We start from the raw sequence: 23,339 nt of genomic DNA on the forward strand, positions 1-23,339 counted from the left end.
TTTTAACGGCACAAACTGTTCGAAACTAGCTAACCTATTGATAAAAAACGGGCGCAGCATGTGAACTGACCCCAAGAAGTTGGACGGTTTAAAATTAAGCATGCAGCGCCCCTACGTGTGAGGCCGGTGAAGTTTTATCAGCAGTCTTTAAATCCCTTGTGTCTACCAATATTCATTGCAATGCAGCCAGCACAGAAATCAACTTCGGTTGTAATCGCGAAAGATCCTTTTTGCTACATTTAATGCAAGCATTAAAAAGGAATTTAGACATGAAAAAACTTGCCTCTGTTTGTCTACTCAGCATGTTGTTTGCCTCGGCCTGTAGCCCCCACAAAAGCACCAATAACAAACCCATCGAGCTAAAGCCAGCAGAGGTGGCACCGTTCGTTGATAAGCCGACCAGATACGCACGTGAGGTTCAGACAGCCATTCAACGGAAGCTTTTTATCGAGGATGACTATCGCGGTAAAACCTGTGACATCAACATCAAGATGTCTAAAGACGGGAAGGTATATGACCTGCAGGGCAACGGCTATCCTCCGCTGTGTGAAGCTGCGATAAAAGCGATCAAAAATGCTGACATCCCCGCGCCATATGACGACGAAACCTACCAGCAATTCAAACAAACAGTGCTTAGCTTCCAACCTGTTTGAGCGTCAGAGACTGGGAGTCGATAGTCATGGGGTCAGCCTGGAGTGAAATTCCGGGGTAAATTCTTCAATGAAGAGGGCAGGCATTACCCAATCGTTGCTCATGGGGATAATGGCCGTGTTTGCCATGTCCACCTAAGCGGTTTTTTCGTAGCCACTCTCGTCTATCTCAGCCGACGCAGTTCGTTCCTGGCACTCTCAATCTTCGCGTTTACGGAAATAATGTCCACAGTGGGGGCAGATCAGCGTGACGTTTTTTTTCACCTTGCTGCGATTTTGCGGCGAACTTTTTGCGCATTCAGGGCAGGTGACATCAACGGGGGCGTCACCGAATAGCTTAAAAGCATCAAAGAAAGACATCTTTTTCACCGGGTAGAGGTAGGAGGAGTTCAGTGTACCTTTATCGCTCGGTGATAGCTCCACATAGATTGGTAAACCACTGGTAGAGACGTAGCCAGCTGCGCGCTAAAAAGGGAGTAACAAGTGGGGAGAAGGGGCGAGGGGGAAGAAAAAAGCCCCGCAAAAAATGAGGGGCAAACACAACAACACCAGGGAAATCGTTGATAACTAATCTGCTATTACTATATGTTTTTTGAGACGAGAGTTCATCAATAAATTGCTGCATTATTGCAACATTATAGTTAATTAATTTGTATGCATTTGGCATTATTCATACGTTTTGTGAATTTGTTCGTTATTTGTGAGTAATAAGTCCGCATGCTGGTTATTTTTTGTTGAATTTATGCCTTTTGGGGTGATCTCTTGCTCCATTACCCCCTCTCAAACAGAATGTGACTTGAATCACATTGGGCTGATCCCCTATATTCCCCACCCATAGCGATGTTGTCGTATTGCGATGCAGCGGCGCAGAGAGTTTTACATTTATCCGGAGTTGTTGATGGAGTTAACTACGCTTTTGCTTTACGTGATTGCCGTCAGTGCGGTGATGGTAACGCCTGGCCCTTCCATGCTGTTGGCGCTAAACAATGGTGCAATCCACGGTATGCGTATTGCCAGTTACGGTTTCCTGGGGGCGGTATTGGCCGATCTGTTGCTGATCGGCGCTGTCGGTTGCGGACTAGGGGCGTTGTTGCAGGCCTCTGAGCAGTTGTTTGCCGTAGTGAAGTGGGGCGGTGCGTTATATCTGGTCTACCTGGCCTGGGTGCTGTGGCGAGCGCCGGTAAAAGCTTTGGCGGTAAGCGCTAGCGCCGCCGCGGCGACCGGGAAAACGGCATTCCTGCGCTCCCTGATGGTCGGTTTGTCCAACCCTAAGGGCTTGCTGTTTTTCTCGGCCTTTCTGCCGCAGTTTATTCAGCCAGAAAAGCCGATCGCCATGCAATACCTGATCCTGGCTTTGGTCAGCGCAATGATCGACTGCGTGATGATGACGATCTACGCCTACGGCGGCCGCCATGCGATGCGTAAATTCTCGGCGAACGTGATGCGCTGGGTGAACCGTAGCTGTGCCGGCATGCTTGGCGTGTTGGCCGTAGGTGTTGCGCTTTATCGGCGTAGCGATGTGAGCTAGAGCCTGTCGGTTGAATCAGCGGGCGCAGCATGCTGCGCCGCTACTTGGCGAAAATGACTACAGTTTCAGGGAGCTAACCAGCTCCCTTTTTAATAGGTGACTGCCTGTGTTGGCAAAAGAGGAAAGCTTAGGCATATTACCTACTGACGGATCTGCAGATAACTCGCAGGCCGCATTGTTCCACCTCATAGCGGTATAGTTCGCATCTGATTGGTAGTAGTGCTGATAGATGTGAAATATATGCACCACGGTAGTCACCGTTAATATAATCACCAGCGCAATTAAAACGTAAGTGATTTTAACTTTGCTCAGAAAATTCTTTTTGTTTTTACAGGGTAATTCAGGTTCACCCTGATTAATTGCGATCTCTTCAATGGCGACGTCATTGGCTATTCTTAACCCTACTTTTGGTATGGTTTCTATGATGTTTTTATCAATGCCCATGCTCTTGATGATCCGCCGTAGCGTGCTCAGGCATTGGTTGAGATTATTATTGCTGGCCTGTAGACCGTAATCATCCCACACTCTTTGCAGAAGCACTTCTCTCTCAACAATTTCTCCTTTATTTTTAATAAGAAAGGAGAAAAGTCGAGCTGCAGATGAGGAAATGGTGACGATTTCTTCTTGAAGTTCCTGATGATAAAAACCGACGCTATTCGGACAGAAAAGGACATCTCCTTCGATGAGATATTGGGGCTTTGTCATGCTGATTCACTCCATGTCAGACAGTATAATTAACTTAATTAACGTTAATCCTAAGTCTCATAATATTGTTTTTTTGGCGGTAGAGCAAGAAAGAAACAATATAAAATATAGTGGGATCAGCAAATTTCAGTTTAAAATCCGCCCTAATTCATCACGGTAGTTATTAATATTAAGTAAATGCCCTGTAAAATATTAAACGCTATTTAATAAAAATTAAGATCGCTAACTTACTGATAATTTTGTTAAACAAAGGCTCTAACTAGTCCGACCTGTAAGAATCAGCCTAGTTAGAAAAATGTATCAACTTAAGTAGCAGATTTGTGCTGAGCTGGCGTTGAATTAAACCCCAATTCGATCGCGCAGGGTGTAGTAGGCAGCGCCTATGGCGGTGAAGGGGATTTGCAGGTTACGGCCGCCAAAGAATGGCAGGTGTGGCAGTTTGGCAAAGGCGTCAAAACGCTCTGCATCGCCACGCATCAGCTCTGCTATCAGCTTGCCTGCCAGATGAGTGCAAGTCACGCCGTGCCCGCTGTAGCCCTGCATGTAGTAGACATTGTTTTCCAACCGGCCAAACTGCGGCATGCGCGATAGCGTCAGCAAGAAATTACCTGTCCAGCGGTAATCAATGCGTACGCCTTTTAGCTGCGGGAAAGTTTTCAGCAGCTTAGGGCGGATCAGGTTATCGATATCATCCGGATCGCGGGCGCCATAGACCACGCCACCGCCGTACAGCAGCCGGTTATCGCCGGTTAAACGGTAATAATCCAGCAGGTAATTGCAATCTTCCACGCAATAGTTTTGCGGGATCAGTGAGGCTGCCACTTCTGGAGCCAAGGGCTCGGTGGTGACCACTTGAGTCCCGCACGGCATACTGCGTTTGGCCAGCCTTGGCTCCAGTTTATCGCCCAGATAGGCATTTCCGGCTACGATCACGTAACGAGCGGTGACTTGGCCGTTGGCGGTGCTGACAACCGCAGGCTCTCCGTGACGAATATTGGTGACTGCGGACTGTTCGAAGATCCGTCCTCCTTGCAGGCGAATGGCCTCGGCCTCGCCCAACGCCAGGTTGAGCGGATGGATATGGCCACCGCTGTGATCGAGTAACGCGCCAACGTAACGATCGCTGCTGACCTCCTGGCGGATACGGTCGGCATCCAGCAGTTCGAGTTGCGTATTGCCGTAACGCTCCCAGTGCTGCTTTTGTTCGATCAGCGCGTGGTATTGCTTATTGTTCAGCGCGGCGAAGATCCCGCCGGGGCGATAGTCACAGTCAATGGCATAGCGCTTGATACGGCTGCGGATAATCTCTGCGCCTTCAAACATCATGCTGCCAAGCAGCTTGGCGCTTTCTGCACCGTAACGGCTTTCGATCACGTCGATGTCGCGGCTGTAGGAGTTGACCAGTTGGCCACCGTTGCGGCCGCTGGCACCAAAGCCGATGCGGGCAGACTCCAGCACCACCACGTTATAACCGGCTTCGACCAGAAACAGCGCCGATGACAGGCCGGTGTAGCCGCCCCCCACGATACATACGTCACAATCGATCGATTCATTCAACTGCGGATAAGGCTGATGGTCATTGGCCGTTGCCGCATAGTAGCTTTTTACGTGTTCAGTCATCATCAAATCCTTATTCCAGTGAAATCCAGGTGGTTTTCAGTTCGGTAAATTTATCCAGCGCATGCAGCGACTTATCACGGCCGTTACCGCTTTGCTTGTAGCCGCCGAATGGTACGGTCATATCGCCATCGTTATAGTTGTTGACGAACACGGTGCCTGCTTTCAACTGGCGGGCCATGCGGTGTGCCCGTGACAGATCGCGGGTCCAGACGGCCGCGCCAAGCCCGTATTCGCTGTCGTTGGCCAATGTGAGTGCCTGTTGCTCACCGTTGAAGGTCGTGACGGCCAAGACAGGGCCAAAAATCTCGTCCCGAGCGATGTGCATCGCGTTATCCACCTGAGTGAGAATGGTAGGGCCGAGATAGCCGTGATGCTCGCCTTGCGGATGGGCACGTCCATCAAGGAACAGCGAGGCTCCCTGGTTCAAACCCTGTTCGATATAGCGGGTGACTTTTTCACAGTGCTGTTGGTCGATCAGCGTACCCATGAGCGTTTGCGGATCGAGCGGGTTGCCCGGTGTGAAGGCCTTTGCATGCCGCTGCAATGCTTGTAAAAAGGCCTGCTGAATACTTTCCTCTACCAGCAGCCGCGTACCGGCAATGCACACCTGGCCCTGGTTATAGAAGATCCCGGCCGCCGCTCCCTGTGCCGCCTTATCCAGGTCCGGGCAGTCGGCGAAGATAATGTTGGCGCTTTTGCCACCGGCCTCCAGCCACACGCGTTTCATGTTGGATTCACCGGCGTACTTCATCAACTGCTTGGCTACCTGGGTAGAGCCGGTAAAGGCGAGAGCATCCACGTCGTTATGCAGTGCCAATGCCTTGCCCGCATCGTGGCCGAAACCAGGAATAATGTTCAGGACGCCATCCGGTAATCCTGCCTGCTGTGCCAAAGCGCCAAGATAAACCGCCGTAAGCGGTGATTTTTCCGAGGGTTTCAGCACTACGCTGTTCCCGGCCGCCAGCGCCGGGCCTAACTTCCAGCAGGCTAACAGCAGCGGAAAGTTCCACGGCACGATGGCACCCACCACGCCGATTGGCTCCCGCTGGATCAGGGCGAGCGCATCATGGCCGGTTGGGGCAATTTCGCCATACACCTTGTCTATGGCTTCGGCATACCAGCGGATACAGCGGATCGCCCCTGGAATATCATCGCGCAGGCTATGGCGGATGGGTTTGCCGGTATCTAACGTTTCCAACAACGCTAATTGCTCGCTGTGCTCTTCCATCAGGTTAGCGAGTTTGAACAATGTTGCCTTGCGTTTGGCAGGGGAGGCTTGCGTCCAGTCGCCGCGTTCAAACACCTCGCGCGCCGCCTTGACGGCCAAATCGATATCGATGTGGCTGCCACGGGCCATTTGTACCAGTTCGCGAACCCCGGCAGGATCCTGAACGCTAAAGGTTTCCCCTTCGGCTGCCGGGAGGTAGCGGCCATTGATAAACAACCGGTTTTCAATCTTCAGGGCCTGTGCCCGTTGTTGCCAATATTCCAGGTGGTGGAAGTCCATACCTTGCTCCGTTAATCAGAATGTCGTCGGCGTATGTGCGCTGATAATTCGGCAAATGCGCGCCGAAGTGTTGCTGAAACTATGGGGGATCGCGGTGTTGATGGCGTAGCTCTGGCCTGCCCGTAGGTGATAGCTTTGCCCGTTGACCTGCAGCATCACTTCGCCTTCCAGCAGGGTGCCAATCTCCTCCCCCTGATGTTTGAGCCGCTCACCGGTAGTGGTGCCCGGATCATAGGTTTCGATCATCATTGCCAGGGTGCGGTTAGGGTCACCGTTGTGGATCAGCTTCATCGAAACTCCCTGGCTGCCGATTTCGATCAGATGGTCATGGTCGATCACGATCTGCGGCTCATGCGGCTGTTCCGGTTCGGTAAAGAAAGCCGATAGCGACAGCCCATACACTGTCAGCAGCTTTTGCAGCGTACTGATGGCCGGGCTGACCTTGTCCTGTTCAATGGTGCTAATGGCACTGTGCGTCAAGCCAGACAGTTCGGCTACCCGGCGCTGTGATAGCCCTAACTGCTGGCGGATCTGTGATAAGCGTTTCCCCGGTGCCAAGCTGACGTCGCTCATAGGCGTTTTTCCTTTTGGTAGTGCTGGCAGGCGTTAATAAATCCCTCAAACAGCAGGCGGGACAGGGCATATTCATCGCTGTTCCATTCAGGATGCCACTGCACCCCTAAGGCAAAGGGTTGATCGCGAATGCTGAGGGCTTCCACCAGGCCGTCGGCGGCATAGGCTTCAACACGCACGCTTGGGCCAAGGGTTTTGGCTCCTTGGCCGTGCAGGGAGTTCACCCAGAACCGGTGGCAATCCGGCAGCAGCTGCGCCAGCAATCCCCCGTCTTGCACAGTAACTTCATGAGCAGGGGCATATTGCTGTTCCAGCGGCAGATCGTGATCTTCACGGTGCTCGAGCAGCTCGGGTTGTTCATATAAACGACGGTGTAGCGTGCCTTGAGTCGCGACCACCAGCTCTTGCATACCGCGGCAAATGGCGAAAAGGGGAATGCGCCTGCTCAGTGCCAAGCCGATCAGCGCCAGGCTCAATTCATCGCGCCCAGGATCGGCGTCAGGCTCATCGCCGTTTTCACCATAAAGGTGCGGCTGCACATTACTGGGGCTACCCGGCAGCAGGATGCCGTCGAGGTGGGGTAGCAACTCTGCCAGCATTTCCGGCTCTGCCAGCGCGTGCGGCAGGGCGATCGGTAATCCTCCAGCAGCTAACACCGCATTTAGGTACTTTTCTTGCAAGGTCTGGGTGAGGTGCTGGTTTAACCTATATCTGCACATCACGACGCCGACGATTGGTCTGTTAAATATATTGCCCATGCTATCCCCTACAGGTTGTTCGAAATTATGACCGATAAGCCGTTTAATCGCCTTTTTTGTTCAATATTCACTAAATCTAGCAGTCGAATGGCCAATATTCAAACCAAAATTAACACTTGCAAAACATTTTTGTTGCATCTATGTTTCATTGGTGGACATTATATTGAGCAAGATGGTCAAAACATCGAAGCCAGTAAGTGTGAGAACCACAGACCAAACACAACGGCGGGTGAAACATGCAAACCAACATCGTAGAAGTCGAAAACTTTGTGCAACACAATGAAGAAAGGCGAAGTAGCACGTTCCAGCGCGAAGTGAAGAAGTATCTGGAACGTTATCCGTTAACCCAGCATATCGACGTGCTGCTGACCGATCTCAACGGCAGCTTCCGTGGCAAACGCATCCCGGTAAGCGGGCTGGGTAAACTGGAGAAGGGCTGTTACTTCCCAGCCTCGGTGTTCGCGATGGATATTCTTGGCAACGTGGTGGAAGAGGCGGGTTTGGGGCAGGAAATGGGTGAGCCGGACCATATTTGTGTGCCGGTAGCCGGAACCCTGACGCCATCGGCGGCCGATCCGCAATATCTGGGCCAGGTACTGCTCACCATGCTGGATGAAGATGGTACTCCCTTTGACGTTGAACCGCGCAATGTGCTGAACCGAGTCTGGCAGCGTTTGCGTCAGCGCGGGTTATTCCCCGTAGTAGCGGTAGAGTTGGAGTTCTATCTCATCGATCGCCAGCGCGATCCGGAAGGTTATTTGCAACCCCCTTGCGCCCCAGGCACCCAGGAGCGTAACACCCAGAGCCAGGTTTATTCGGTGGACAACCTCAACCACTTTGCCGACGTGCTGAGCGAGATCGACGAACTTGCCCGCCTGCAAGGGCTCCCGGCCGACGGCGCGGTAGCGGAAGCGTCACCGGGCCAGTTTGAGGTTAACCTGCATCACACCAATGATGTGTTACAGGCCTGTGACCACGCCCTGGCGTTAAAGCGGCTGATACGCATGGTGGCAGAGAAGCACCATATGCATGCAACCTTTATGGCCAAGCCTTACGAGGAACATGCGGGCAGCGGTATGCATGTGCATATCAGCATGCTGGACAAGCAGGGTAACAACGTCTTTGCCGACGCGGATGGTGAAGACTCCACGCTGTTGAAGCAGGCGCTGGCTGGCATGATCGCCTTGATGCCTGCCTCTATGGCGCTGCTGGCACCCAACGTCAACGCCTACCGCCGCTTCCAGGCGGGGATGTACGTTCCCACCCAGGCATCCTGGGGCCATAACAACCGCACCGTTGCGTTACGTATTCCCTGTGGCGATCGCGACAACCACCGCGTGGAGTATCGCGTAGCGGGCGCCGATGCCAACCCATATTTGGTGATGGCAACCATTCTGGCCGGGATTGTCTACGGCCTCGACACTGAGTTACCGCTGCTTGAGCCAGTCACCGGCAACGGGCTGGAGCAAGAGGGGCTACCGTTCCCGATCCGTCAGAGCGATGCGCTGTATGAGTTCGAACACCAGCCGGTGCTCAATGCGCTGCTGGGCGAACGTTTCAGCCACGTCTATCTGGCCTGTAAGACCGATGAGCTGGAGCAGTTTGAGCGGCTGATCACCGAAACCGAAATCGAGTGGATGCTGAAAAACGCCTGACGTCCTCAGCCCGATCCTACCGCGCGCCGGCGCATTCCCGCGGGCTACCTGTGGCCTGGCGAAGCCGTGCGCGACGGTGATGACTTCTTCCAACTTGGCGTACAGGACGCCGGTGAGGAATAACCCAATGACGATAAGTGCCATCGACGATAATGGCGCGGGCAAACCGCAACTGCGCAAGACATTGAAACTGTGGCAAGTGGTGATGATGGGCCTGGCCTATCTGACGCCAATGACGGTGTTTGACACCTTCGGTATCGTTTCTGGCGTGACGGACGGGCACGTTCCGGCGTCTTACCTGTTGGCATTGGCCGGGGTGCTGTTTACCGCCATCAGCTATGGCAAGCTGGTGCGCCAGTTCCCGACCTCGGGCTCGGCTTACACTTACGCGCAAAAGGCTATCAACCCGCACGTGGGTTTCCTGGTTGGCTGGTCATCGCTGCTGGATTACCTGTTTTTGCCGATGATCAATACACTATTGGCCAAAATCTATCTTACGGCGCTGTTCCCAGAGGTCCCACCATGGATCTGGGTGGTCGGCTTTGTGATCCTGATCACCGCCATCAACCTGAAAAGCGTCAGCCTGGTGGCAAACTTCAACACCCTGTTTGTTGTGGCGCAGGTAGCGATTATTGTGGTGTTTATCTTCCTGGTGGTACGGGGGTTGCACAATGGCGAAGGGGTTGGCCAGGTGTGGAGTCTGCAACCTTTTATCAGTGAAAACGCTCATCTATTGCCTATCATTACTGGCGCCACCATCCTGTGCTTTTCGTTTCTGGGTTTTGACGCCGTCACTACGCTGTGTGAAGAAACGCCTGATGCCGCCCGTGTGATCCCACGCGCTATCTTCCTTACCGCACTCTATGGTGGTGTGATCTTTATCGCCGTATCGTTCTTTATTCAGCTGTTTTTCCCAACACTTGAGCGTTTCAAACAGCCAGATGCGGCACTGCCGGAAATCGCGCTGTATGTGGGCGGCAAGCTGTTCCAGTCCATCTTCCTGTGCGTCACCTTTATCAACACCCTGGCTTCTGGCCTGGCTTCCCATGCCAGCGTGTCCAGGCTGCTGTATGTGATGGGGCGCGACAATGTGTTCCCGGAAAAATTCTTTGGTTACGTGCATCCTAAATGGCGCACTCCAGCGCTTAACGTGCTGCTGGTTGGTTTGGTGGCGTTATCGGCATTATCCTTCGATTTGGTGACGGCGACCGCCCTGATCAACTTTGGCGCGCTGGTGGCCTTTACCTTCGTCAACCTTTCGGTGATCAGTCACTTCTATATTCGTCAAGGGCGCAACAAGAGCTGGAAAGACCGCTTCCATTACCTGATTTTGCCGCTGGTGGGAGCGCTGACGGTAGGGATCTTGTGGCTGAACCTGGAAAAAAGTTCCTTGACCATGGGGCTGTTGTGGGCGGCGCTCGGGTTTGGCTATCTTGCCTATCTTACCCGTCGTTTCCGCCAGCCTCCTCCGCAGTTGGAGCGCCAGCCTCAGCAGTAAAGGTATGGGCGCAGCGTTGCGCCCTTTCTTTTTCCCCAGTAGGGCAGTAGAGTAAAAAACCGCGCAAAAATAACCAATTGGATCCTACGCTAATGCCTCCGTTGTCTACTTCCCATAAAGCCACCTTGCTCGGCCTGCTGGCCATTGTGTTATGGAGCAGCGTGGTTGGCCTGATCCGCAGCGTCAGTGAAGGGCTGGGGCCGGTCGGCGGGGCGGCGATGATCTATAGTGTGGGCACGCTGTTTCTGCTGGTGGTGATGGGCATTCCTAAGCTGCGCGAGTTCCGCCGTTCCTATCTGATCCTCGGCAGCCTGCTGTTTGTGCTGTATGAGATTTGCCTCTCGCTGTCGTTGGGCTTTGCCAGCAACCGCACACAGGCTATTGAGTTGGGGATGATCAACTATCTTTGGCCCTGTTTTACCGTGTTGATGGCCATCCTGTTCAATGGGCAAAAGGCCAAATGGTGGGTGGTGCCTGGTTTGTTGCTTTCCCTGTTTGGGATTGGCTGGATCATGAGTGGCAGCGGCGGTTGGTCACCGGCGCAAATGCTGGCCAACGTGCGCAGCAATCCGTTGAGTTACGGGCTGGCATTCAGTGGTGCGGTGATTTGGGCCATCTATTGCAACGTGACCAAGAGGATCGCCCAGGGCAAAAACGCGGTGGTGCTGTTTATCTCCCTGACCGCTCTGGCGCTGTGGCTGATTTATCCTTTCAGTAATGAAAGCGGCATGAACTTTAGCCTGCCGGTTGTGGTGGCGTTGCTGTGCGTGGGGACGGCGATGGGGGCTGGCTATGCAGCTTGGAACGTCGGGATCCTGCATGGCAATATGACGCTGCTGGCGACCGTATCTTACTTTACCCCGGTGTTGTCATCGGTATTTGCCGCCGTGGTACTCAGCACCGCGCTGACCCTCAACTTCTGGCAGGGGGTGATGATGGTAACGCTAGGGTCGCTGATTTGCTGGTGGGCGACTCGCGGCAACTGAGGCCTGTTTTTTACCTGCGCAGGCGGCAGAATAATGAATTTCGAGCTAATCTCAAGGTAAGTGTTCTGCCAGAAGGAACGGGGAAATGAGAAAAGATATTCAATTTATTCAGCAACCAGCGCTTAATGGCCACAGTTTCAGCACCGGCGATATCGTCCGACTGACCACCGCTAACCTGCCGCATGAATACCAGTTGGATGTGATGATCCTGCGCCGTGACGACAAGCTGATCCATGGCTCGGTAGTCGTGGCCTCGCCGAAAATCGATATCCCGGTCAGCCAATGGGAAATTGCCACGGGTGATGAGGTGGTGTTCCGGCAAGAGAACATTGCCAAAGCTGTGCCCGGAGCTCGCTGAAAAAACCAACCGGTTAGCCATATAAGGGGGCGTATGCTGCCCCAGCCTGCCACTAAGCCGACATAAGCGTCGGCTTTTTTACGCGATTTTTAACCCCTGGTTAAAATTTGGTGTTGAACACAAAGACACCAAAAATCGTCGTTTGAAATTTATCGATATGATGAAAATCACATCAAAAATGTTTTGCACTGCAATTTATTTTAAAAAATGAGAACGCAATCGATTACTTAATAGTAAAATGCCTAACTGGATCACAGATTATTACAGCGAGAGCTTTCTATAATGCGCACGGCAACCGGCAATAGGTAACCGTTTGTTTACAGCAGGCGTCGCCAGACTCATATCATTCTAACGGGCAGGGAATGGCCCACTCAGCATGTGGTAATAAAATGAAGAAAATAGCTCTCGCAGCAGGTGTGCTTCTCTCCGCGTCTTTCAGCCCCGCTTCCATGGCTGCAGAAAGCAAAGACAGCCAGTATCTTTCAGACTGGTGGCATCAGAGTGTCAACGTAGTAGGCAGCTACCATACCCGCTTCGGGCCGCAGCTGAACAATGACGTGTATCTGGAGTATGAAGCCTTTGCCAAGAAAGACTGGCTGGATTTCTATGGCTACGTGGACGTGCCAAAGTTCTTCGGCACCGGTAACACGCCAAACCGTGGTATCTGGGATAAAGGCTCACCGCTGTTTATGGAGATCGAGCCACGCTTCTCCATCGACAAACTGACCGGCACCAACCTGGGCTTTGGGCCGTTCAAAGAGTGGTATTTTGCCAACAACTACATTTACGACATGGGGCGTAACAACGCCTCCCGTCAAAGCACCTGGTATATGGGGCTAGGCACCGATATCGATACCGGTCTGCCGATGAGCCTGTCGATGAACATTTATGCCAAATACCAATGGCAGAACTATGGTGCATCCAACGAGAACAGCTGGGACGGCTATCGCTTCAAGGTGAAATACTTTGTGCCGTTGACCGAAATGTGGGGTGGCAACCTGAGCTATATCGGTTTCACCAACTTTGACTTTGACTCCGATCTGGGCAGCGACAACTTCGTAGTGGATGGCCGCCAGGCGCGTACCAGCAACTCTATCGCCTCCAGCCACATTTTAGCGCTGAACTACGATCACTGGCATTACTCCTTCGTGGCACGTTACTTCCATAACGGTGGTCAATGGAATGATGGGGTGGATATCGGTACGCCGCAGGGGCCAATCAAGTCCACCGGCTGGGGTTACTACCTGGTTGCCGGTTATAACTTCTGATTTTCCGTGGTATCAGAAACAGGAAACCCCGCACTGGCGGGGTTTTTTTATCATTATTTCAGGTAATTTTCTGCGGGTAAATGTTTAACCGGCATAACCAATTTGCCCTTGATAACGTAGCACTCATTATCGATCCACTTGAGGATTTGCTCACGGCTGACACCTTCAAATTGTGCATAGCGATAAATATCACCATTGAAGTGCAGCTGGATGTACTCCATCAGCGTCATGTGCATGGATATAACTCCTAAACGCCCAGAAATAGCGGTTTTGCCAAGCTGAGTGGTTGAGGTTTTCAAGGCCTAAAGGTAAATTATTTGCAACAAAACAGCAACAAAAAACGCTAAAAAGCGGCGTTACTATAGTAAAAAGTAGTAAAAGAATTCCCGCACGGGACGGCGGGAAATTGAGTACTATCATTTATCGATGACATAAGATGAGTTTTGAGGTGCAACGAAAAAGAGCTGGTTTACTCATTTTTGTGGCCCACTAAAATTACTGGATGGCTTATTTCGTCGCAAGAAAAATTTACGGCATTTACTCGGTTATCATGAGTAGTTTTGCGCGTGAACAATTTTTTGTCTGATGGCCACGATCCATTTTTTAATAGCTGGCGTGAATGATATGTCGGGCAGTGACCTGCTGATGAGGCAAAGGGGGGCTAGGCGGGCTCAGCATGCGGCGCCCCTCTATAGCACGGTGAACCTTTACGCGTGGGCGCTGATGCTCTTTTTGAAAGTAAGTACCCGGCTGCGGCTGGCGATCAGATCGACCTGGTAACCGCGGAAATACAGACAAAACCGATTCAGGCTGGGCCCATCGTTGCTTTCAACCAATATCCGCCCATCCCCCAGCGAACTCAGGGTGCCGGTTTGCGCTGCGGGGCCGACCCCGATGTGGATCTGGTTGCCGCAAATTTCGAACGCGGTGCGGTATTGTGGATGATACCAGTGCCCTTGAACCTGTTTTAGGCAAGCCGTTTCACTAGCCACCGGCAGAAAGCGGCGTGCAACGTGGCCAACTTCACCTTCTACGGCGTCACCCGTCCACTTAAGGCGCATTGGCTGATGGGCCGAGAGCGATACCGCATAACCATCTCCACTTTGATACAGCGGTTCGTTGGTGCCCAGATAAGCCACGTTGCCCCCTTTAACCTCCAACCAGTATGGTTCCGCCTGGGTGGCGTAGATGCCATCTGGGATCGCCGTGCTGCGTTGGGGCAGCGGTTCATTCAGCAGCGCCGCCATCACCTGTAAAATAATGGCAAAGCTGTCACAATCTTCACGGTTGGCGACCAGCAGGGCACCGGCTTGCCGGTCCGGCGCCAGCAGAAAATAGGTCTTGTAGCCTGCATGAGAACCGCCATGGCCCAGCAAAGTCTGGCTGCCAAGCGGCGTTTGTGCCAGCCCTAGTCCGTAATGGCTGATTTGGCCCTGGCTGAGCTTACGTGGGGCACTTAGCTGCGTCAGAACCCCTTTGCCAGGGCCGCTATTGGCCAGCAGGCATTGCAACCAGCGGGTGAGGGCGTTGGCGCTCCCCGTCAGGCTGCCAGAGGCGGAGAGATGCAAACCAGCACTGGTTTGCTGCCAACCTTTGGCCGAGTGCCAATAGCCCGGAGCCAGCCCAGGCACCACATCAAACCAGCCTTCGGGAGCTTGTAGCTGCACGTCCAGAGGGCGGGCCAGATGCTGCTGAACCAGAGCATCAAAAGCGTAGCCTTTCGTCTTCAATGCCGCCTCTACCAGACGGTAACCGGTATTGGTGTAGGTGATCTCACTGCCTGCGGGGTAGTTGAGCCGGGTTAAACCATGGATAAACTCCATCACCGGTTGGGCTTCACTGACGGTGTTGCTCGAGACGCCAAGCAGCCCCAGCGTTTGCCGAATATCGGGTAGCCCGCTGGTCATGTCCAAAGCCTGTCCTACCGTCACCTCCGCCAGTTGTCCCTGCAATTCTGGCAGTAGACTGCCAAGGCGATCGTCAAGCCGCAGGGCGTTGTCGGTGGCATTGAGCGCCAGCGCGGCAAAAATATGTTTGGTGATCGAGGCATAGCGCACCACGGTATCGGTAGTGAAAGGATCGCGGCGTGCCAGATCGGCCAGCCCTGCACATACCACCGCCTGGGTCGTATCAGTATCAAACAGGGTGATAGCCCCACCGGGTTGGCCTGCGGTTTGCCAGCCTGCCAACAGTTGAGCGGCGGCTGCCTGTGCGGCGCGCCAGTTTAGCGGGGTGTCAGACATAGTTTCCTCCTGAGATAACGAACGCCACACATCACCGTGGCCGACTACACACGAGTGTCTACCGCAGCCAGGATAAAGAAGTGGATGGCGGGTATGGCAAGGGTGGTCTTTCAATCCCTGATCTCTGGCTTGCAACGGGTTGGCATGGGATGAAAGAGGCCCAATTGTGGCGCAAGGAAAAAGTCACGGGCCGCTGTTTTGTGCGCTGTTCAGACCAGTGGGCAACCTTTCCATCAAAATTGGGATGCAGTGCTCAAATCATCATGGAAGGGCGTGAAAGACAGGAGGGGATAATGGTGAGGGCAAGGTCAACTCCGGCGCAATAGCGGCACCGGAGTTGTGGCGGATTAGCGTTGTTGTTCGCCCCAGGCCAGCATGCTTTCTATCATCTGCTGCAACAGGCGTTGTAAAGGTGCAGCACGGACGGCATCAAATTCGAATGTCTGCTCGGACATATAGTTCACTTGCGCTAACTCCAACTGTACCGCGTGCTGGTGTTCCTGCGGTTGACCATAGGCACGGGTAATATAGCCCCCTTTAAAGCGCCCGTTCAGCACGTGGCTGAACTGTTGTTGTTGCTGACAACAGGTGACCAGCCTGTCACTCAGTGAAGCAGGGCAGCTTTCACCACCGTTAGTGCCGAGGTTGAGATCGGGTAGCTTACCGTCGAACAGGCGCGGTATCACAGAGGCGATCGAGTGGGCGTCAAACAGTAAAGCGTAACCGTGTTGGGCTTTTAGCCGTGTCAGCTCATTCTGTAGTTGCTGATGGTAGGGCTGCCAGATGTTTTGCAGATATCCGGCCCGTTCTTGGTCAGAAGGGGCGGCGTCCGGTAGAAAACTGGGGCGGCCATCGAACAACACATCAGGAAACAGACCGGTGGTGGCAGTGGTATAGAGCGGTTTGTCATCTGCTGGGCGGTTGAGGTCAATCACCAGGCGCGAATAGTTACCCACCAGAATGCTGGCACCCATGGCACGGGCAAAATCGTACAGCCGTGGGATATGCCAGTCGGTGTCTTGCAGGGGGCGGGCCTCATCGGTCAGCCCTTTCTCAACCGCTGGCGTCAAGCGGGTACCGGCATGGGGAATACTGATCAACAGCGGCAGTTGGCCGCTCTGGAACTCGAAAGGATCGCAAATCATTAACGGACTTCTCCTCGGAAAATCACCGTGCAGGGCAGTTGACCGCCCAACCAGTAAGCCAGCTCTGCCGGGCGTGCCAGCGGCCAGTGAACAAAATCGGCCACTTTGCCCACTTCCAGCGAGCCGTGGGTTTCCTGCAGGCCCAAAGCCTTGGCGGCATGCAGCGTTACGCCTGCCAGCGCTTCTTCCGGCGTAAGACGGAACAGGGTGCAAGCCATATTAATCATCAGACGCAGCGATAGCGCGGGTGAGGTGCCAGGGTTGGCATCGCTGGCAATAGCCATCGCTACGCCGTGCTTGCGGAATAGCTCAATCGGTGGGCACTGCGTTTCACGTAACAGGTAGTAGGCACCTGGCAACAGCACCGCCACGGTTCCGGCTGCCGCCATCGCTATCGCATCTTGTTCGGTGGCATATTCCAGGTGATCGGCGGAAAGGGCGTGATGCCGTGCCGCCAATGCGCTACCGCCGAGCGCTGAAAGCTGCTCCGCGTGCAGTTTTATCGGCAGGCCAGCAAGCTCAGCGGCCGCGAAAACCCTCTCAACCTGCTCAGGGGAAAAGGCCAGGTGTTCGCAAAACGCATCCACTGCATCTGCCAGGCCAGCTGCTGCGGCTTCAGGGATGATGGTATTGCACACCAGGTCAATATAGTCGTCGCTGCGTCCGGCATATTCCGGTGGCAGGGCATGAGCGGCCAGGCAGGTAGTTTTCACTTCGACTGGCAATTTTTCTGCCAGACGACGCGCGACACGTAGCATTTTCAACTCGCTTGCTAGCGTTAAGCCATAGCCGGATTTGATTTCTACGCAGGTGACACCCTCAGCCAGCAATGGCCGCAGGCGGAACAGTGCTTGTTCCAGCAACAACTCTTCTTGTGCATCGCGCGTGGCCTTGACCGTGGAGATAATGCCCCCGCCCTGAGCAGCAATTTCTGCGTAGCTTACCCCGTTCAAACGTTGTTCAAACTCACCACTGCGGTTGCCGCCAAACACCAGGTGCGTGTGGCAATCCACCAGGCCGGGGGTGATGATGCCACCGTCAAGCTTCACCGTTTTGGTCGCGGCCAAGGCAGGCATGGCGGCCTGTTCACCCATCCAGACAATCTTGCCTGCGCGTACGGCGATCGCGCCGTTGCTGATGATGTGATACTTGCCGTCACGCATGGTGACGATATCGGCCCCGTGCCACAGGCTGTCGCAGTGGATCTCAGACGTCATGGTGTTCCCGCTCCCACATGGTTGTATATACAATTAAAAACAACCTAGCGCATTCGCCGGTCTGCGACAAGAGAGGGGATAAAAATTTGTTACCAAGATGTGATGAAACGCGAAAAAGGCAGGGATTAGCGTCACTGGACCCAACCAATGGGGCGCATGCTGCGCCCCATTGGTAACACGGTTGGTCTAACTCAAACCTGATTGGTAAAACGGCCAAACAGTTGATAGCGGCTGCCTGGATAGAGCAGGCGGGCGGAGGTTACCACCATTTTGCCAGACCAGGTGCGCCGATGGATCAGCAGGCCCGGTTCGTGGTCTTCCAATTGCAGCAGTTCGCGCTCTTGCTTGGTTGGCACAACGGCTTCGACAATATGTTCACCTGCGGTCAACGGGGCGGATTGGGTCAGGTAAATATAGGGCGTGACCCGATCGAAATCCTGCTTCATATAATCCGGGGCCGCCAGCGGGTTGACGCAGCGATCTTCCACCTGCACCGGCACGTCATTTTCATAATGCACAATCTGCGAGTAGAACAACTGCTGACCCGGCAGGATCCCCAATGCCGTCGCTTCCTCTTCGCTGGCCGGGCGGGCGGTCAACTGCAAAATTTTACTGCTGTGGCGGTGCCCACGGGCGGCGATCTCGTCGGCGATATTATGCACTTCCAGCAACGCGGTGTGTGCCTTGGCCTCGGCCACGAAGGTGCCTACACCCTGCATGCGGATCAAAAAGCCCTCGCTGGTCAATTCACGCAAGGCCCGGTTGATGGTCATGCGGCTGACGCCCAGCTCGCTGACCAGTTCACTTTCCGAGGGGACGCGTTGGTGCGGCTGCCAGTGGCCCGCACGGATTTGGCTTACGATGGCCTGTTTGACCCGTTGATAGATCGGGGCGGGGGTCTCGCTCATTGCTGCAGCCAACTGCAACACGGTCTGTTGATCTACCACGACGTTAACCTCGTCAAATAAAAAAATAATAACACCAGTTTACTGTTGATGTTGAAGATATGTATATGTATATACAAGTAAGCGTCCGTTCACCAGATGAATGAAACTGGTTTACAAATTTTTTACCTGCGCGGCGTGACAGTCGTGCGTTCTTAGCCGTTACACCTACTTTGGAATACTGCTATGCCTGCTTATTTTGCCTCTCGCGCACTGCTTCCGACCGGTTGGGCCCATAACGTACGGCTCGAAGTTGATGCTCACGGTCAATTGGTCCAAGTGACCCCCAATGCCGACCCTGACGGTTGTCTGCGGCTGCACGGTGACGTGGTGCCGGGCATGCCGAACCTGCACTCTCATGCCTTCCAGCGCGCGATGGCCGGGCTGGCAGAGGTAGCGGGCAACCCACAAGATAGCTTCTGGACCTGGCGCGATCTGATGTATCGCCTGGTTCAGCGCTTAACCCCGGAGCAGGTTGGTGTTATCGCCCGTCAACTGTATATCGAAATGCTCAAGGGCGGCTACACCCAGGTTGCCGAGTTCCATTATCTGCATCACACACCGGAAGGAAAAGCCTATGCCGACCGGGGCGAGATGACCGGGCGCCTCAGCGAGGCCGCGCTTCAGGCTGGCATTGGCATGACCCTATTGCCGGTGCTCTACAGTTACGCCGGGTTTGGTGCCCAGCCTGCGCAAGTGGGACAACGGCGCTTCATTCAGAGTGCAGAGAGCTACCTCGAACAGCAACAGGTGATAGCTCGCCAACTGGCAGGTCAGCCATTGCAGAATCAGGGATTATGTTTCCATTCGCTGCGGGCGGTTGAACTGGGGCAGATGCAGCAGATCCTGGCGGCATCTGACCAGGCGTTGCCGGTACATATTCATATCGCCGAGCAGCAAAAAGAGGTTAACGACTGCCTGGCCTGGAGCGGTCAACGCCCGGTGGCCTGGCTGTATGAACATTTGCCGGTGGATAGCCGCTGGTGTCTGGTGCATGCCACTCATCTGGATCGTGAAGAGCTTGAGCAACTGGCTCGCAGCAAAGCGGTAGCCGGATTATGCCCGACCACCGAGGCCAATCTCGGTGACGGCATTTTCCCAGGCGACAGTTACCTGCATCACCAGGGGCGCTGGGGGATCGGTTCGGACAGCCACGTTTCCCTAAACGTGGTGGAAGAGTTACGTTGGTTTGAGTATGGGCAGCGGCTGCGCGATCAACGCCGTAACCGCCTGACCACGCCGGAGCAACCCGCCGTGGCCGACGTGCTTTATCAACAGGCATTACGGGGCGGCGCTCAGGCCTGTGGTACGGCAATTGGCAAGCTGGCGGTAGGCTATCGTGCGGACTGGCTGGTGTTGGATGGTGACGACCCGTATCTGGCATCTGCGCCTGATGCATCTATCCTCAACCGCTGGTTGTTTGCCGGGGGCAAAGAGCAAATCCGCGACGTATTTGTTGCTGGTCGGCAGGTGATTGAGCAGGGGCGTCACGCGTTACAACAGCAAAGCAGCGCTGAGTTCCTACAGGTACTGAAAACGTTCCAACAGGAGGCATGATGAAACTGAACCGTTTCGATTTTGCCGAACTGCCGGTCAGCCCATGGCGTAATGGCGGCGGAGAAACCCGTGAAATTACCTGCCAACCGCCGGGTAACGCCGAATTCGGCTGGCGCGCCAGCATTGCTACCATCGCGCAGGACGGGCCTTTCTCGGCCTTTAACGGTATTGACCGTTCCATCACTTTGCTAGAAGGCGATGGCGTACATTTGTACAGCGAAGGACTGATCGATCACCAGCTGCAGCGCATCGGTGAGCCGTTTGCCTTCTCTGGGGATGTGGCGCTAGAGGCCAGATTATTAGGCGGCAGCAGCCAGGATTTCAACATCATGACGCGGCGTGGCCACTACCAGGCGCAGGTGCAACGCATTGCTGAGACCATCGGGCTGTCGTTACAACATGCCGGAGTGTTGTATGTGTTGCGAGGGGAATGGCAGTTGCCGGATGGAAGCTTGCTGGGCGCACGCCAGGGATGCTGGTGGCTACCAGGGGATGGTCCGCTGCGGCTGGTGGCTCAGGGCAATGATGCTCAGGTCTTATGGGCAGATATCGTGCCTGCCACGCTGTTGTAGGGGCGCTGTAGGCCGCGTCCGCGTATTCTTTGTCACCAATCTGGACTATTCCGATTACTCAGCCAAGGCTGACGTGAGAAGATAGCATCTAGAGAGGCCGGGCTTGCATACCTTGGGCTCTTACAGGATCGCCAACCACTTCGGTTGGCGATTCACTTTCCCTCTTTCAGCATGTTGATCGCCGCAGCGATCAGGATGCGCTGCTCGATATCGTGACTTTCCGCCAGATGCTGCGCCAACTGCCTGGACAGGCTCCCCACCGATAATTCCTCGCCGCGATGACGTAACTGCATCACGCTGTCGCCAATCAATCGGGCAACCTCATCCCATACTGGTTTGATCTCCTGTTCCGAGAACTTCATCGCTAACCTCGGCTGGGTGATTTTTGCTCAATGTAGCAGTTGCCAACCGGTAGCGCTACCCGTCAGGCCACAGAGAAAATAAAACCGGAAGTATAAAAATTATCCCATCAGTGTTTCTTCTGGTTTTTATATTCAATACTGGATTGGTCAATTCAACGAGAGGGGCGCAACCATGAAACTGGTCGAACAACTAGCGGCTTATTATCAACTTAGCCGACATGCCGAAGTGAACAATCGCTGGTGCCGTTGGTGGCTACCGCAGGGGGAAGCCCGGATGGCCTATTTGCGAGAGCTGTTTGAGCCAGTGGCCAAAGCGCCTCCTACCCGAGCGGGAGAGGCGGCTAACAAAATGCAGGATTAACCGAAGACGATAGCCGCCCAGCGCAATAACAGCAGGGCCAGACAGATCAGCACCAGGATCACAAACATTTTCCAGTGTTTGGTACGCATACGCTTGGTTGGCAATTCGGGGTTCCTTATTTTCCTTTAGACGCAGAGATACCAACTACCCAGAGCGATAAGGGTGATGGCTATAAAGGTGATGATTTTCAGTAAATCACTGAAGGTGTCATCGGGATCTTGCTCTGCCTGGTTCATTTTACTGCCCTGGCAGGTTGGCTGCCATTGAGGACGTCTTGATCCACAGTATGAATGCTGCACTGCGATACGCACAGAACTTTACCGTAAAGTCAGGTAAAAAGCAGGGGCTGCGAGCCTGCGCGACAACGTGATGGATGCAGACGTGAGGGAATACGGTGTAATATTGCCTGAGCACCTGTGACTCAATCAATAAAGGTAAAGCAATGGCCATTCCTGAAAAGTATGAAAATGTAGAACGTTGGGCGTTTGGTGATACCGAACAGCAGGCGGATGAGTTGGTGAAGCTGGTGCTGGATGGGGTCAAGATCGCCACCTGCTCCAATCTGGATGGCGAAGGGATCCCACAGCCTGGCGATGTCTTTGTGGTGGTGGACGGCAAGAACGAGCCAGTGTGCGCCATTGAGCTGACGAAAGTGGATATGAGCACCTATGAACAGGTGGATGCGGCTCATGCCTTGGCGGAAGGTGAAGGCGATCGCTCGCTGGATTACTGGCGCAAAGAGCACAAACGCTTCTTTGAAGAGTATGAACTGTTCTCACCGGATATGACGTTGGTGTTGATGCATTTCAAGGTTATCGAAAAGTTCTGAGTGATGTCACTGCCTGAAGTGCCCTACGTGTGTCAATGGGCGACGCCAGAGCTGGCTGCCAATCTGATTGCCGGGCGTGCTACGTTGGCGGATGATGCCAACTGGGTGCAGAGCGGGGCGGCTAGTCCGGCGGAATATGTCGAGTGGGCCAACCACGTGTGCGGTATGGCCTGTCTGAAAATGGTGCTGACGCACCGGGACGGTACTGCACCGCCATTGCTGGAGCTGGCACGCCGCAGCTTGCCTTACGGGGCCTATGTGCGTGACGGAGAACGGATCAAGGGGCTGATTTATGCGCCCTTTGTGAAGTTTGTGCGTGAACAGTTTGCGCTAACGGCAGAGGTGCGAGTCAATCTCGATGAACATCAGTTGCCGCCGCTATTGGAGCAACACCGCTATTTTATCGCCTCGGTGCATCCGAGTATCCGGCAACCAGCGATACAGCCGCCAGCGCGGGGTGGGCATCTGGTGCTGGTGTTCGCTGCGGATCGGCATAGTGTCACCTTTCATAATCCTTCCGGTGATAGCCTCGCCAGCCGTCAGAAGGTGACAATGTCACTGGCAGATTTCGGCCGTTTCTTTGCCGGGCGCGGTATCGCCATCGCATAAAACAACGTGCCGTGCCCAATGGGAACACGGCGCGTCCTTTCTCCTGAATCTCTCTACTCCAGCCGCATCACCCAGGCATCCGCATGTCGATCGTAATGCTGTTTGTACAGCAGCGACTGCTGGCCATCCAGCATAGCCGGAATACTGGTGTGCTCGTCCCAACCGTCCAGTTGCATGCACAGGTCGGGGTCTGATTTGCAGGGGATCGCCAGGGTGCTTTTCCCTTCGGCGTGTTCAGATGCTGGCGTTAAATGCGCGTCATCAACCTCGAAGCTGCCTATTTTCACGACGGTTTTGCCCATTGGAACTCCTTGCTGAAGCTAGTGGTATGAGGTGTGACCAGTTGCGACCACCCACTAAGCATAGACAAACAGGCGAAAAAGTCACAAAAAAA

26 protein-coding genes are annotated in these 23,339 nt (G+C 54.1%); 12 read left to right on the forward strand and 14 right to left on the reverse strand.

Annotated features, from left to right (window positions below):
- Positions 1 to 269: 269 nt before the first annotated feature.
- A complete protein-coding gene (gene tolA, locus ACKWMY_RS09210) occupies positions 270 to 653 on the forward strand; it encodes a cell envelope integrity protein TolA (RefSeq protein ID WP_024529957.1) in 384 nt (127 codons plus the stop codon).
- A 195-nt stretch (positions 654 to 848) separates the two neighbouring features.
- On the opposite strand, the gene ACKWMY_RS09215 is transcribed toward tolA, so the two are convergent.
- The gene (locus tag ACKWMY_RS09215) at positions 849 to 1,010 is read right to left on the reverse strand and encodes a YnfU family zinc-binding protein (protein ID WP_021178250.1); all 162 of its coding nucleotides are present in this window, start codon (positions 1,008 to 1,010) and stop codon (positions 849 to 851) included.
- 538 nt (positions 1,011 to 1,548) lie between these two features.
- Between ACKWMY_RS09215 and ACKWMY_RS09220 the strand changes: the two genes are divergently transcribed.
- Entirely contained in the window at positions 1,549 to 2,178 is a 630-nt protein-coding gene (locus tag ACKWMY_RS09220) for a LysE family translocator (RefSeq protein ID WP_024487014.1), read from the forward strand.
- Between the two features lie 57 nt (positions 2,179 to 2,235).
- Here the strand turns inward: ACKWMY_RS09220 and ACKWMY_RS09225 are convergent, their stop codons facing one another.
- From ACKWMY_RS09225 to puuD, 5 genes are all read right to left on the reverse strand, one after another.
- Complete coding sequence (locus tag ACKWMY_RS09225) at positions 2,236 to 2,883, reverse strand: transcriptional regulator (protein WP_024529958.1); 648 nt, start codon at positions 2,881 to 2,883, stop codon at positions 2,236 to 2,238.
- A gap of 339 nt (positions 2,884 to 3,222) precedes the next feature.
- The gene (locus tag ACKWMY_RS09230; protein ID WP_021178247.1) at positions 3,223 to 4,503 is read right to left on the reverse strand and encodes an NAD(P)/FAD-dependent oxidoreductase; all 1,281 of its coding nucleotides are present in this window, start codon (positions 4,501 to 4,503) and stop codon (positions 3,223 to 3,225) included.
- A gap of 10 nt (positions 4,504 to 4,513) precedes the next feature.
- Positions 4,514 to 6,010: an aldehyde dehydrogenase PuuC gene (gene puuC, locus ACKWMY_RS09235; protein WP_409486214.1), complete on the reverse strand. Its 1,497-nt coding sequence runs from the start codon at positions 6,008 to 6,010 to the stop codon at positions 4,514 to 4,516.
- A 15-nt stretch (positions 6,011 to 6,025) separates the two neighbouring features.
- Positions 6,026 to 6,583 carry an HTH-type transcriptional regulator PuuR gene (gene puuR / locus ACKWMY_RS09240; protein WP_024529961.1) on the reverse strand — a complete coding sequence of 186 codons (558 nt, stop codon included), beginning with the start codon at positions 6,581 to 6,583 and terminating at the stop codon, positions 6,026 to 6,028.
- On the reverse strand, positions 6,580 to 7,341 hold the full coding sequence (puuD, locus tag ACKWMY_RS09245) for a gamma-glutamyl-gamma-aminobutyrate hydrolase (protein ID WP_024486944.1): 762 nt from the start codon (positions 7,339 to 7,341) through the stop codon (positions 6,580 to 6,582). Before puuD ends, puuR begins: the two co-directional genes overlap by 4 nt.
- 236 nt (positions 7,342 to 7,577) lie before the next feature.
- Between puuD and ACKWMY_RS09250 the strand changes: the two genes are divergently transcribed.
- The 5 genes from ACKWMY_RS09250 (at position 7,578) to ACKWMY_RS09270 (ending at position 13,106) form a co-directional block, all read left to right on the forward strand.
- Positions 7,578 to 8,996 (forward strand): glutamine synthetase family protein, encoded by a 1,419-nt coding sequence (locus tag ACKWMY_RS09250; protein WP_173409413.1) that lies wholly within the window; start codon positions 7,578 to 7,580, stop codon positions 8,994 to 8,996.
- Between the two features lie 127 nt (positions 8,997 to 9,123).
- Positions 9,124 to 10,494 (forward strand): APC family permease, encoded by a 1,371-nt coding sequence (locus ACKWMY_RS09255; RefSeq protein ID WP_074030934.1) that lies wholly within the window; start codon positions 9,124 to 9,126, stop codon positions 10,492 to 10,494.
- Between the two features lie 92 nt (positions 10,495 to 10,586).
- The gene (gene yddG / locus ACKWMY_RS09260) at positions 10,587 to 11,480 is read left to right on the forward strand and encodes an aromatic amino acid DMT transporter YddG (RefSeq protein ID WP_074030935.1); all 894 of its coding nucleotides are present in this window, start codon (positions 10,587 to 10,589) and stop codon (positions 11,478 to 11,480) included.
- A gap of 85 nt (positions 11,481 to 11,565) precedes the next feature.
- Positions 11,566 to 11,838, forward strand: coding sequence for a hypothetical protein (locus ACKWMY_RS09265; protein WP_024529966.1), 273 nt, complete (start codon positions 11,566 to 11,568; stop codon positions 11,836 to 11,838).
- A 389-nt stretch (positions 11,839 to 12,227) separates the two neighbouring features.
- Positions 12,228 to 13,106, forward strand: a complete 879-nt coding sequence (locus ACKWMY_RS09270; RefSeq protein ID WP_024529967.1) for a nucleoside-specific channel-forming protein Tsx — start codon at positions 12,228 to 12,230, stop codon at positions 13,104 to 13,106.
- Positions 13,107 to 13,159: 53 nt separating this feature from the next.
- On the opposite strand, the gene ACKWMY_RS09275 is transcribed toward ACKWMY_RS09270, so the two are convergent.
- The 5 genes from ACKWMY_RS09275 to hutC form a co-directional block, all read right to left on the reverse strand.
- Complete coding sequence (locus tag ACKWMY_RS09275; RefSeq protein ID WP_074030937.1) at positions 13,160 to 13,342, reverse strand: hypothetical protein; 183 nt, start codon at positions 13,340 to 13,342, stop codon at positions 13,160 to 13,162.
- 471 nt (positions 13,343 to 13,813) lie between these two features.
- Entirely contained in the window at positions 13,814 to 15,349 is a 1,536-nt protein-coding gene (locus ACKWMY_RS09280) for a serine hydrolase domain-containing protein (protein ID WP_309047915.1), read from the reverse strand.
- Positions 15,350 to 15,696: 347 nt separating this feature from the next.
- Positions 15,697 to 16,494: an N-formylglutamate deformylase gene (hutG, locus tag ACKWMY_RS09285; protein ID WP_024529971.1), complete on the reverse strand. Its 798-nt coding sequence runs from the start codon at positions 16,492 to 16,494 to the stop codon at positions 15,697 to 15,699.
- The gene (gene hutI / locus ACKWMY_RS09290) at positions 16,494 to 17,711 is read right to left on the reverse strand and encodes an imidazolonepropionase (RefSeq protein WP_409486215.1); all 1,218 of its coding nucleotides are present in this window, start codon (positions 17,709 to 17,711) and stop codon (positions 16,494 to 16,496) included. The genes hutG and hutI overlap by 1 nt, the downstream gene beginning before the upstream one ends.
- Positions 17,712 to 17,902: 191 nt before the next feature.
- Positions 17,903 to 18,658: a histidine utilization repressor gene (gene hutC / locus ACKWMY_RS09295; protein WP_409486216.1), complete on the reverse strand. Its 756-nt coding sequence runs from the start codon at positions 18,656 to 18,658 to the stop codon at positions 17,903 to 17,905.
- A gap of 183 nt (positions 18,659 to 18,841) precedes the next feature.
- On the opposite strand from hutC, the gene ACKWMY_RS09300 reads away from it, so the two are divergent.
- Positions 18,842 to 20,212: a formimidoylglutamate deiminase gene (locus ACKWMY_RS09300; protein WP_211134911.1), complete on the forward strand. Its 1,371-nt coding sequence runs from the start codon at positions 18,842 to 18,844 to the stop codon at positions 20,210 to 20,212.
- Positions 20,212 to 20,784: a HutD family protein gene (locus ACKWMY_RS09305; protein ID WP_024529975.1), complete on the forward strand. Its 573-nt coding sequence runs from the start codon at positions 20,212 to 20,214 to the stop codon at positions 20,782 to 20,784. The genes ACKWMY_RS09300 and ACKWMY_RS09305 overlap by 1 nt, the downstream gene beginning before the upstream one ends.
- A gap of 152 nt (positions 20,785 to 20,936) precedes the next feature.
- Here ACKWMY_RS09305 and ACKWMY_RS09310 read toward each other — a convergent pair whose 3' ends face one another.
- The gene (locus ACKWMY_RS09310; RefSeq protein ID WP_024529976.1) at positions 20,937 to 21,146 is read right to left on the reverse strand and encodes a hypothetical protein; all 210 of its coding nucleotides are present in this window, start codon (positions 21,144 to 21,146) and stop codon (positions 20,937 to 20,939) included.
- Positions 21,147 to 21,318: 172 nt separating this feature from the next.
- Here ACKWMY_RS09310 and ACKWMY_RS09315 point away from each other — a divergent pair, with 172 nt between their 5' ends.
- Positions 21,319 to 21,507 carry a hypothetical protein gene (locus ACKWMY_RS09315; RefSeq protein ID WP_074030945.1) on the forward strand — a complete coding sequence of 63 codons (189 nt, stop codon included), beginning with the start codon at positions 21,319 to 21,321 and terminating at the stop codon, positions 21,505 to 21,507.
- On the opposite strand, the gene yniD is transcribed toward ACKWMY_RS09315, so the two are convergent.
- The gene (gene yniD, locus ACKWMY_RS09320) at positions 21,504 to 21,611 is read right to left on the reverse strand and encodes a small membrane protein YniD (RefSeq protein ID WP_223499378.1); all 108 of its coding nucleotides are present in this window, start codon (positions 21,609 to 21,611) and stop codon (positions 21,504 to 21,506) included. The genes ACKWMY_RS09315 and yniD overlap by 4 nt on opposite strands.
- Positions 21,612 to 21,949: 338 nt before the next feature.
- On the opposite strand from yniD, the gene ACKWMY_RS09325 reads away from it, so the two are divergent.
- The gene (locus ACKWMY_RS09325) at positions 21,950 to 22,336 is read left to right on the forward strand and encodes an ASCH domain-containing protein (RefSeq protein WP_409486217.1); all 387 of its coding nucleotides are present in this window, start codon (positions 21,950 to 21,952) and stop codon (positions 22,334 to 22,336) included.
- Positions 22,337 to 22,339: 3 nt separating this feature from the next.
- Positions 22,340 to 22,945: a hypothetical protein gene (locus ACKWMY_RS09330; RefSeq protein ID WP_024529978.1), complete on the forward strand. Its 606-nt coding sequence runs from the start codon at positions 22,340 to 22,342 to the stop codon at positions 22,943 to 22,945.
- A gap of 53 nt (positions 22,946 to 22,998) precedes the next feature.
- On the opposite strand, the gene ACKWMY_RS09335 is transcribed toward ACKWMY_RS09330, so the two are convergent.
- The gene (locus tag ACKWMY_RS09335; RefSeq protein ID WP_021178226.1) at positions 22,999 to 23,247 is read right to left on the reverse strand and encodes a DUF1480 family protein; all 249 of its coding nucleotides are present in this window, start codon (positions 23,245 to 23,247) and stop codon (positions 22,999 to 23,001) included.
- Positions 23,248 to 23,339 lie beyond the last annotated feature (92 nt).

Source organism: Serratia sp. J2, from assembly GCF_046269175.1.
GTDB lineage: Bacteria > Pseudomonadota > Gammaproteobacteria > Enterobacterales > Enterobacteriaceae > Chania > Chania fonticola_C.

Coding starts and splice junctions, on each gene's coding strand:
- tolA (WP_024529957.1), top strand. CDS start 270: ATGAAAAAACTTGCCTCTGTTTGTCTACTCAGCATGTTGTTTGCCTCG.
- ACKWMY_RS09215 (WP_021178250.1), bottom strand. CDS start 1,010: ATGTCTTTCTTTGATGCTTTTAAGCTATTCGGTGACGCCCCCGTTGAT.
- ACKWMY_RS09220 (WP_024487014.1), top strand. CDS start 1,549: ATGGAGTTAACTACGCTTTTGCTTTACGTGATTGCCGTCAGTGCGGTG.
- ACKWMY_RS09225 (WP_024529958.1), bottom strand. CDS start 2,883: ATGACAAAGCCCCAATATCTCATCGAAGGAGATGTCCTTTTCTGTCCG.
- ACKWMY_RS09230 (WP_021178247.1), bottom strand. CDS start 4,503: ATGACTGAACACGTAAAAAGCTACTATGCGGCAACGGCCAATGACCAT.
- puuC (WP_409486214.1), bottom strand. CDS start 6,010: ATGGACTTCCACCACCTGGAATATTGGCAACAACGGGCACAGGCCCTG.
- puuR (WP_024529961.1), bottom strand. CDS start 6,583: ATGAGCGACGTCAGCTTGGCACCGGGGAAACGCTTATCACAGATCCGC.
- puuD (WP_024486944.1), bottom strand. CDS start 7,341: ATGGGCAATATATTTAACAGACCAATCGTCGGCGTCGTGATGTGCAGA.
- ACKWMY_RS09250 (WP_173409413.1), top strand. CDS start 7,578: ATGCAAACCAACATCGTAGAAGTCGAAAACTTTGTGCAACACAATGAA.
- ACKWMY_RS09255 (WP_074030934.1), top strand. CDS start 9,124: ATGACGATAAGTGCCATCGACGATAATGGCGCGGGCAAACCGCAACTG.
- yddG (WP_074030935.1), top strand. CDS start 10,587: ATGCCTCCGTTGTCTACTTCCCATAAAGCCACCTTGCTCGGCCTGCTG.
- ACKWMY_RS09265 (WP_024529966.1), top strand. CDS start 11,566: ATGAGAAAAGATATTCAATTTATTCAGCAACCAGCGCTTAATGGCCAC.
- ACKWMY_RS09270 (WP_024529967.1), top strand. CDS start 12,228: ATGAAGAAAATAGCTCTCGCAGCAGGTGTGCTTCTCTCCGCGTCTTTC.
- ACKWMY_RS09275 (WP_074030937.1), bottom strand. CDS start 13,342: ATGCACATGACGCTGATGGAGTACATCCAGCTGCACTTCAATGGTGAT.
- ACKWMY_RS09280 (WP_309047915.1), bottom strand. CDS start 15,349: ATGTCTGACACCCCGCTAAACTGGCGCGCCGCACAGGCAGCCGCCGCT.
- hutG (WP_024529971.1), bottom strand. CDS start 16,494: ATGATTTGCGATCCTTTCGAGTTCCAGAGCGGCCAACTGCCGCTGTTG.
- hutI (WP_409486215.1), bottom strand. CDS start 17,711: ATGACGTCTGAGATCCACTGCGACAGCCTGTGGCACGGGGCCGATATC.
- ACKWMY_RS09300 (WP_211134911.1), top strand. CDS start 18,842: ATGCCTGCTTATTTTGCCTCTCGCGCACTGCTTCCGACCGGTTGGGCC.
- ACKWMY_RS09305 (WP_024529975.1), top strand. CDS start 20,212: ATGAAACTGAACCGTTTCGATTTTGCCGAACTGCCGGTCAGCCCATGG.
- ACKWMY_RS09310 (WP_024529976.1), bottom strand. CDS start 21,146: ATGAAGTTCTCGGAACAGGAGATCAAACCAGTATGGGATGAGGTTGCC.
- ACKWMY_RS09315 (WP_074030945.1), top strand. CDS start 21,319: ATGAAACTGGTCGAACAACTAGCGGCTTATTATCAACTTAGCCGACAT.
- ACKWMY_RS09325 (WP_409486217.1), top strand. CDS start 21,950: ATGGCCATTCCTGAAAAGTATGAAAATGTAGAACGTTGGGCGTTTGGT.
- ACKWMY_RS09330 (WP_024529978.1), top strand. CDS start 22,340: ATGTCACTGCCTGAAGTGCCCTACGTGTGTCAATGGGCGACGCCAGAG.
- ACKWMY_RS09335 (WP_021178226.1), bottom strand. CDS start 23,247: ATGGGCAAAACCGTCGTGAAAATAGGCAGCTTCGAGGTTGATGACGCG.